Origin of the sequence: Thermoflexus sp. (assembly GCF_034432235.1) — a bacterium.
In the GTDB taxonomy this organism is placed as follows: Bacteria; Chloroflexota; Anaerolineae; order Thermoflexales; family Thermoflexaceae; genus Thermoflexus.
The window spans coordinates 21,701-29,399 of the sequence record NZ_DAOUCJ010000096.1; the positions used below are offsets into that span (position 1 = coordinate 21,701).

5 protein-coding genes and 1 pseudogene are annotated in these 7,699 nt (G+C 65.2%); all 6 read right to left on the minus strand.

From position 1 onward, the window contains the following. Positions 1-187: 187 nt before the first annotated feature. Positions 188-2,011, minus strand: coding sequence for an ATP-binding protein (locus VAE54_RS11825; protein ID WP_322802171.1), 1,824 nt, complete (start codon positions 2,009-2,011; stop codon positions 188-190). Positions 2,012-2,038: 27 nt separating this feature from the next. Then, entirely contained in the window at positions 2,039-3,190 is a 1,152-nt protein-coding gene (locus VAE54_RS11830) for a DNA double-strand break repair nuclease NurA (RefSeq protein ID WP_322802172.1), read from the minus strand. Between the two features lie 5 nt (positions 3,191-3,195). After that, a complete protein-coding gene (locus VAE54_RS11835; protein ID WP_322802173.1) occupies positions 3,196-4,356 on the minus strand; it encodes a Druantia anti-phage system protein DruA in 1,161 nt (386 codons plus the stop codon). A gap of 138 nt (positions 4,357-4,494) precedes the next feature. After that, positions 4,495-5,340 carry an ABC transporter permease subunit gene (locus VAE54_RS11840; protein WP_322802174.1) on the minus strand — a complete coding sequence of 282 codons (846 nt, stop codon included), beginning with the start codon at positions 5,338-5,340 and terminating at the stop codon, positions 4,495-4,497. After that, positions 5,337-6,260 carry an ABC transporter ATP-binding protein gene (locus VAE54_RS11845; protein WP_322802175.1) on the minus strand — a complete coding sequence of 308 codons (924 nt, stop codon included), beginning with the start codon at positions 6,258-6,260 and terminating at the stop codon, positions 5,337-5,339. Before VAE54_RS11845 ends, VAE54_RS11840 begins: the two co-directional genes overlap by 4 nt. 816 nt (positions 6,261-7,076) lie before the next feature. Continuing rightward, a pseudogene (locus VAE54_RS11850) lies at positions 7,077-7,699 on the minus strand (hypothetical protein); the annotation flags it as partial.

Below are 7,699 nucleotides of genomic sequence, written 5' to 3' on the forward strand. Positions count from 1 at the left end.
CCATACGGCCGGCGAGGGTCACCGCCAGCACCCCGAGCACGGATAATGTTCCGGCAAGCATCAAAAGACCTCGTAGAAGGCCGAAAACCATTACCAGCACTTCTCCCGTGCTCATCCTCCGCCTCCTCCTTGCGGGATCCCAGCGAGAGCCTGCCACCTCCTAATCCGTCAGGACACGGCGAGCCCGTCACGATGGGTGGATGTCCGCCCATCCGTTGGCCTCCAGGAACTCCTCCACACGGTTGAAGGCGTTGAAGAAGAGGGGGGTTCCGGCGAAGGAGAGAGGAGAGACAGGGCCTGTGGTCATAAACGAATACTCCCGGGAGGCGGCATCGAAGGCGGAGTGGGGATCCCGGAACAGTTGATAGAGATCCAGAGCCCGGCTCCGTCCCCCGACCAGCTCCGAGAGGGCGCGGAACTCCTGACCCATCCCCAGCCCGAATCCGAAGAAGAAGATGCGCAACTGATCCACGATCCCCCGATGCAGGCTGGATAACGTCTGGCTGATAAACATCCACCCCACACCGTATTTGCGGGTGGTACGGACCGCATCGATCAGCAGGTCGCGAACGGCCTTCTTCTCCGAATCTTCCGGGTCTTCGCGCGGCGCCAGCCGGTGGGCCTCGTCCATCAGAACTAAAGCATTGAGGCTACGGCTCTCCCGATAGGCAGACTCCGCCGCCTGCAGAATTCCCTCGAGAATCCGCTTGATAACCAGGGCTTGAACCGTCTCTGTCCAGAAGATCGCAGACGATCCAGCCGGCGCGTTCGCGCTTCGGAACAGGGGCAGGGAGGAGGGATCCGGGCTTTCCGCTTTCGCGCGCTCCTCCGACAGGTCAATCACCACCAGAGGCCGGTTCCCTTCTTCGCGCTTGAAAAGCCGATACAGCAACGCATCCACCTTTTGGGCCCCCTGTCGATCCTCCCGGAACAGGCTCGCGACAGGGAGCCAGTAACGTGTGTAGAACTCGTTGGCGTCAGCGCTCTGATGCATAGATCGAAATCGCTCTCGCGATACATCTGACCGGTAGAACACTTTCTGGACCAATTCTTGCCCCAGAAGCATCCAGGCCTTCTGGAAAGCCTGGGGCGTATACAGGTCAGCCAAGCGAACGTGTTGACGCTGCAGCCGGTCGGCCAGGGTCTGGCATGCGAGCTCCCGGTTTTCGCCCGTCGGGACGCTGAGCTGTTCGAAGAAGGGGCTCTCATACAGGATGCGTGCGAAAAGCTCCCAGCGATCCAGCACCAGATCCCGAACACCAACCACCTGAAGGGGTTTGCCCAGCCGATTCAGGATTTGCTTCATCGGAAGCCTGAATTCCCCGGTGGGCTCCCCCCGCAGGTCCTTGGCGAACTCTCCCTGAGGGTCCAGGACCAGCAAGGCCATCTGGGGATAGCGGGCATAAGCCAGGAGGATCATCTTGGCCAGCACTGACTTGCCGGAGCCCGTCTTCCCGAAGATCCCCACATGATAAGCCTCGCCCGCACCGTCCGGGCCGCTGTCGAAGTGCTTAAACCAAAGGGGGAGCTTCGGTGTGGAGCCGTAGACCCGCCCCAGATAGAACAGCTGACGCTGATAGGGAGCCAGCAAGGCCTCCAGAATCGGATCGTCCACCCGATAGACGGGTGTGCCGGTAGCGGGGACGGTGCCCAGGATGCTGGGGCGGTAGGTGTTCCTATCACGACAGAAGACCGCGCTGACCACCATCTCTCCCTGATGGGTGTCCTGTCGCTCGCTCACCGCATCCACCCGGCCACGCTGCCGGATCAGGCTTCGCATGGTGGGGTCCTCATGCCAGACGTTCCGCAGCCTTATCTCGGTGATCTGTCCGAGCGCATAGTGGCTTTTGCCATCTTGCTGGAATCGAAAGAGGGCGAATTCGCCCACCAGTTTGCGGTTCACCGCGCTGGCCAGGATGTCCAGCGCCAGCTCGGAGGTAGACGACGGTGAGCCTACCACGCCGATGCGCTCCGCCTGATCGATCTGGTAATCCAGGGAATGGTTCGCCATCGTGCGGCCTCCTTATCCTGGAGAGCTTTATCGACCGCCCTCCGTGCGGTATCCGTGCAGATTCAGGAAGATGTCATCCACATCGCCGGCCCAGGTTTCGGCCAGCTGCTGGCTCATCACCTGGCGCAGGGCAGGGATCGCTCGACTCAGATGCTTCACCATCCGATCGGCCAGATAAAGGGGGTAGGGCTCCAGCATGCCGGGGGCGCTACACTGAGCGCGAAGGGCCTGGATGACGGAGGCCAGCCGGGCCATGTTCCCTGCGATGGAGCGGCTCATCTCCAGCCGGACCGCCGGCAGCCAGGCGCGGGGACGGTAATAAGCGACCTGAATCTCGTTGAGCAGGCTGAGGATTTCATCCCGCAGCTTCTCGGCGCCCGGCCGGATGCGATCGGGCAGCAGCTCCAGCTGAAGATGCCAGGGTTGCCGGGGAGGCTCTAAGGGACGGGGGGCGGTAAACTCCCCAGGCTCCAGCAATCCGGTCAGCAGCGCCCGGTCATCCAGGCGCTCCGGCCATCCGAGCTGCCTCCCGATCTCCCGCCGCACAGAGTATTTGGGCACGCCTATCCATGCCCGATCGGTTCGCTGCGCCTTCAGGACATCCCGATAGGCAAGCAGGTAACCCTCCATATGCTTCACCAGGAACTCGGTCAAGCGAAGATCCGGCGCCTCCCGGGCCCGATTCATCGCCTGGTTGAAGTAGATCAAGGGAGTGGTGAGGGAGCCATCCAGGAAGACCACATCGTGGGGAGCCTGAACGGCCAGCTCCAGCTCCATGCCGATCATCACCGCCCGGGCCAGCGCGCCGGTTTCCTCCTCATGTCGTTCCGTCTGCATATAGGCCCGATGCCGGGGCTCCGGCCAGTGCCGTGTCTCTGAGGGAGGGGTCAGGCCTTCCACCGCCACCGCCACCGCTGCGACCAGGTCCGTGGCGATGAGCCGCTCCACCGCGTATGCTCCATCTACCCCGCAAGTGGTAGGGACGGGAACCGCCGGCAGGTCGCCTTCTCGTTGCAGGAGACCGCTCTCCCTGAGCGCCTGCCGGCGCTCCTGGCGTGCAGCCCGGAGGGCCCGGAGCTCTTCCCCTACGCGATGGCTGAGCGTGCCGGATTGCTCGAGGAGCTCCTCCACCAGGCCCGCCGGGAGCTCTGCGAAAGGCCGCTCCGCCTCCGGGATCATCGTCTTTATCCTCCTTCGTCCACGATCAGGAGATCCAGCAGGCGCTCCGGCTCCCACGCACGCCATCTGTCCACCCGACCCGCCCGGGGCAGCAGCCAGCGCTCCCGCCAGTAAGCGGCCAGATCCGCAAAGGGGAGATCTCGATACAGGGGCTCCGCCACCCGCCCCTCCATGTAGTCCTCCAGGTTGTGGATCAGCGGGAAAAGAAAGGCCTCCCGACGGAGCGCGTGGCGCAGGAGAGCGCGAGGAAGCCCCAATCGTTCCAGCGCCCGCACGCAGGTCTGCCACTTGATCCGCGGCCCTACCCCGTAGCCGCCTTTCGTGGAAACCCCCTGAGCCTCCAGAAACCCGCGAAAGAGCGGATACAGGACCTCCAGATGAAAGGTCCCATAGCCTTCGGTGTAACCCAGGGAAACCGCGATCGGCTCGCCGCGATATTGAAGGCGGTTATACAGGCTGGACCGCCCGAAGGCGCTGGTCGTCGTCAGCGCCACCAGATGCGCCGGCAGGATCCGTCCCTCGATCTCCGTCCGACGGCCGCCGTATTTCCTCTGATAGGCCCGGCGCACCTCGTTCGAGGCCGCGGCCAGGGCGACCAGTTTCCCACCCAGGAGATCGCTATACGGCGGCACCGCCCCCAGGGTCTGGATGTCCATGGTCTGATTGACCAGCTCCACCTTGCGCCCGGGCGGATACCGGAAACGCCGATCGCGAGGGGGAAAGGAGAGGGGAGGGGACTGGAGCGCCAGGATGCCGATGAGGAAAGGATGTCCGGACGGCGTGCGGTTGCCCTCATCCAGGATCAGGAAGCGCAACCTTCTGCCATAGCCTTTCGAATAGGGAAGGGACCAGGTGAGGCGGGCCAGGCGGAAGAGACCCGCCTGCCACGGTTCGGCCACCTCCACCAGGACCGGGCGGATCCGTTCCGGGATGACCTGGTCTCCTCGGGCGAAATGGGGGGAGAGCCTCGGCCAGGCCCAGCGGATCCATTCCTGATGCCCACGGAGGATGAAGCAGCGCGCTTCCGCATGCAGCCGGCGCAGGGCATCTTTCCCATCCGGCGCCCGCAGCGTGAGGAGGCCCCGACTCCCGGCATCCACCTCAAACCCCAGCGACCTCAGATGCTCCAGCACCCGGGCCCGCAAGCGATCCCCAGGATCGCTCATCGCCCGCCTCTCTTCCACAACCGATTCGATCGGAGCGTAGCCGCGCTGACCCCTGCCCGCCCTCTGCGTGGTTTGTCTCTATTCTCCTCCCTCTCCATTCCATGGGGCAATTCAAAGCGGAAAGAGGTGCGGCGCGCTTCACGACAAGGCCCGGGAACGCGGGAGGGGGAGCGCCCAGGTGCCTTCGCCGCTCACCCGCAGGTCCTTGCGCTGGAACCACCACCCCGCCAGCAGGAGGAAGACCAGCGAGGCGATCAGCAACCCCACGAGCCAGTCCACCCGCAGGGAACGGACGGCCTCTCCCCCCTGATAGTATGTGAAAGGCGAAAGGCGGGCCAGAGGCTCCAGCCGCTCATCTAGCCGGGCCAGCGCGGTCAGGAAGAACCCCGCAACCAGCAACGTCCCCGCCACCGCCGCCGCGACCCGCCGGGAGGGCAGCGCCAGGCTGAGCCACAAGGACAAGCTCCCGAACAGCCACAGCAGCGCGAACATCGTAAGAAAAGGCATTAGCATCTCCCACGGCCCCAGGCCCAGATGCCGGGAGAGCGGCCGCGCGAGGATCAGGCCCAAATACGAGAGCCCCAGGATCCCCCCGGTGGCCACCAGGAAGGCCAGGACGCGGGCGGCGAAGAACGCCCACCGGCTCACCGGCTGCCCGAGGAGCAGATCCAGCTGTCCTCCCTCCTCCAAGCCGGCGATCAGGGCGCTGCCGGCGAGGATGGCGAAAAACCCCAAAAAGAGCGGCAGCCAGGAGAAGAACTGCGCGTGTAGATACGTCGCCGGATCCGCGATGTCCTGGATCTCCCCGAAGAAGACCAGCAGCTCCCGGGGATAGGCCCGCAGCAGCTCCTCCCACTGGGCCCGCTGCTCGAAGATCGTGTCATAGAAGGGGATGAGATAGCCCCCCAACAACCCCAACCCCAGCCCCCAGCCCACCATCGCCCAGCGGAATCCGGACAGCGTGTAACGAAAGACCGCTTTCATGGATGGGCCTCCGAAGACGCAGGGGAAGGCTCATAATACGCCAGGAAGATCTCCTCCAGGCTCGGGCGCTCGGTCTCCAGATCCCGGATCGGGAAGGCCGCCAGGGCCTTGATCAGGGGATCCATCCGCCCCTCTACCTGCAGCAGGAGCTCCTCCCCGTCCTCCCGGCGGAGGAGCCGCACGCCGGGCAGAGTTGTCAGCGGCCGGGGATCCACCGGCCCCTCGAACCGGACGCGCACCCGGCGCACGGCGCGGCGGATCAGATCCTCCGTCCCGGCCACCTCCACCACCACGCCCTGCCGGATGATCCCCACCCGGTCGGCCACCTGCTCCACCTCGCTCATGATGTGGGAGGCGAAGAACACCGTGGCCCCCGCGTCCCGAGCCTCCCGCATCAGCCGCAGGACCTCCTGCTGCATCAGGGGATCCAGCCCCAGGGTGGGCTCGTCCAGGATCAGCAGCTCCGGCCGGTGCATCAGGGCCTGGATCACCCCCACCTTCTGCTTGTTGCCCTTGGACAGATTGCGGATGCGGGGACGCAGGTCCAGATCCAGCCGCTCCGCCAGCGCCCGGACGTAGGCCCAGTCCACGGTGTTCCCCCGCATGGCGGCGAAGAGGCGGAGGGCGCCCTCCACGGTCATGTTCTCATCGAAGTGCAACTCGCCCGGGAGATACCCCACCCGCCGCCGCACCGCCACCGGGTCGCGCTGGGGGTCGATCCCCAGCACCCGAAGGAACCCCGCGTCGGGACGGATGAGATCCAGCATGCAGCGGATGGTGGTGGTCTTGCCGGCGCCGTTGGGGCCGAGGAAAGCGAAGATCTCCCCCCGGCGTACCTCCAGGTTCACCCCGCGCAGCGCCCGCACCCGACCGTAGGATTTCACCAGATCGCGGATCTCGATGGCGAGGGCTTCGCGCATCTTTCACGCTCCTTCTCGGAGAGCTCGATCCTCTGCCGCCGCGACCATCCCGCCCGAGCCTCCTCACAGAGCCAGGCCATCGTCCTCCGCCCAGGCGCCCACCCTCCGGGCCCGCGGACAACGGACCGGGCGGCGCGCAGCACCTCTCCGCGCCGCCGCCGCGGGTTAAGCCCTTTCTTCGTGTAGTATTCTAGTCTTCCGGAAGCTTCGAGGAAAGCCTGCCAGGCTCATGTCCTTGAATGATCGGAGAGGGACAGAGACCACCCCCCCTCTCGTTGCGCCATGGGGTTCCAGCGGGACAACTACCCGCCATCGCCCTCCATCCCATCTTCGATCATCGGAGAGGAAGAGCCGCGATCTTCCGCCCCGAACCTCCGTCCTCGATGACGCAAGGGTGCGGCGAAAGCCGCTCCGTTAACTTCCAACCCCCGGTTCTCGATGAGGCAAAGGTCGCGGCGGAAGCCGCTCCTACAACAAACACAGGGGTGCCGAAATGAATTTCGGCTTACAATCGGAAGAGCTCCGGCCCTGAACCCTCCGTCTTTGAGGCGGCCGGAGATCGTGGGGGAAGCCGCGACTCCCGCATCGATCTTTCTCTCCCTTCGTTGGGCCATCGGTTCGCGCAGGGCCCCTACAGGCTGCTGACCGGCATCCAAACCTCCAATCATTGAAGAGAAGAGCCACCCGCCATCCCCCATACTCGCCTAAGCGCGAAATCCCTCACCGCCACATCCCCCAGGAAAACAGAGGGGAAGGCCCGTTGCCCGCCTTCCCCTCCGGAGCGCTCCGGGAAAACCGACCGCTCCTCGGAGCCGCTTACGGCACCGTCACGCACGACCGATTGTTCTTCGGGTTCCCGTCCGCGTTCTGCGGCACCACCCCGCTGGCGCAATTGGTCGCCGGCTTCTGGTTCACGGTCGCCGTGAACTGGATCTGGACGAGGTACCCCGGCGGCAGCGGGTTGACGGCGGCGCACGAGGCGCCGCTGCAGGACCAATCGGCCGCCGCCGCCGACGGATTGAAGACCAGGGGTCCGCTGAAGCTCATGGAGCCGGAAGGGTTGGCGGTGTCGGAGATCTGCGTGCCGATGGGGCACGGCCCCGATCCGATGTTGCTGACCGTCACGACGACCGTGAAGACCGCCGGATTGCTCGTCGGCTGCATGGACTTATCGACGACGAGGTCGCACATCCCGGCCGGCGTCGAGGTGGCCGTCGGGGAGGGCGTCAGCGAAGGGGTCGGGGTTTGAGTGGCCGTGGCCGTCGGGGTGCGCGTGGGCGTCTTCGTCACAGTGGGCGTCGGTGCGGGGATCAGCTTGCATTTGCCCGCTGGACCGGCGTTATAGATGGACTGGATCTCACCCTGCGTGAGCGCCCGGTTGAAGATCTCCACCTCGTCGATGACGCCGTTGAACGTGCGCGGATAACCGACGGCGCGAA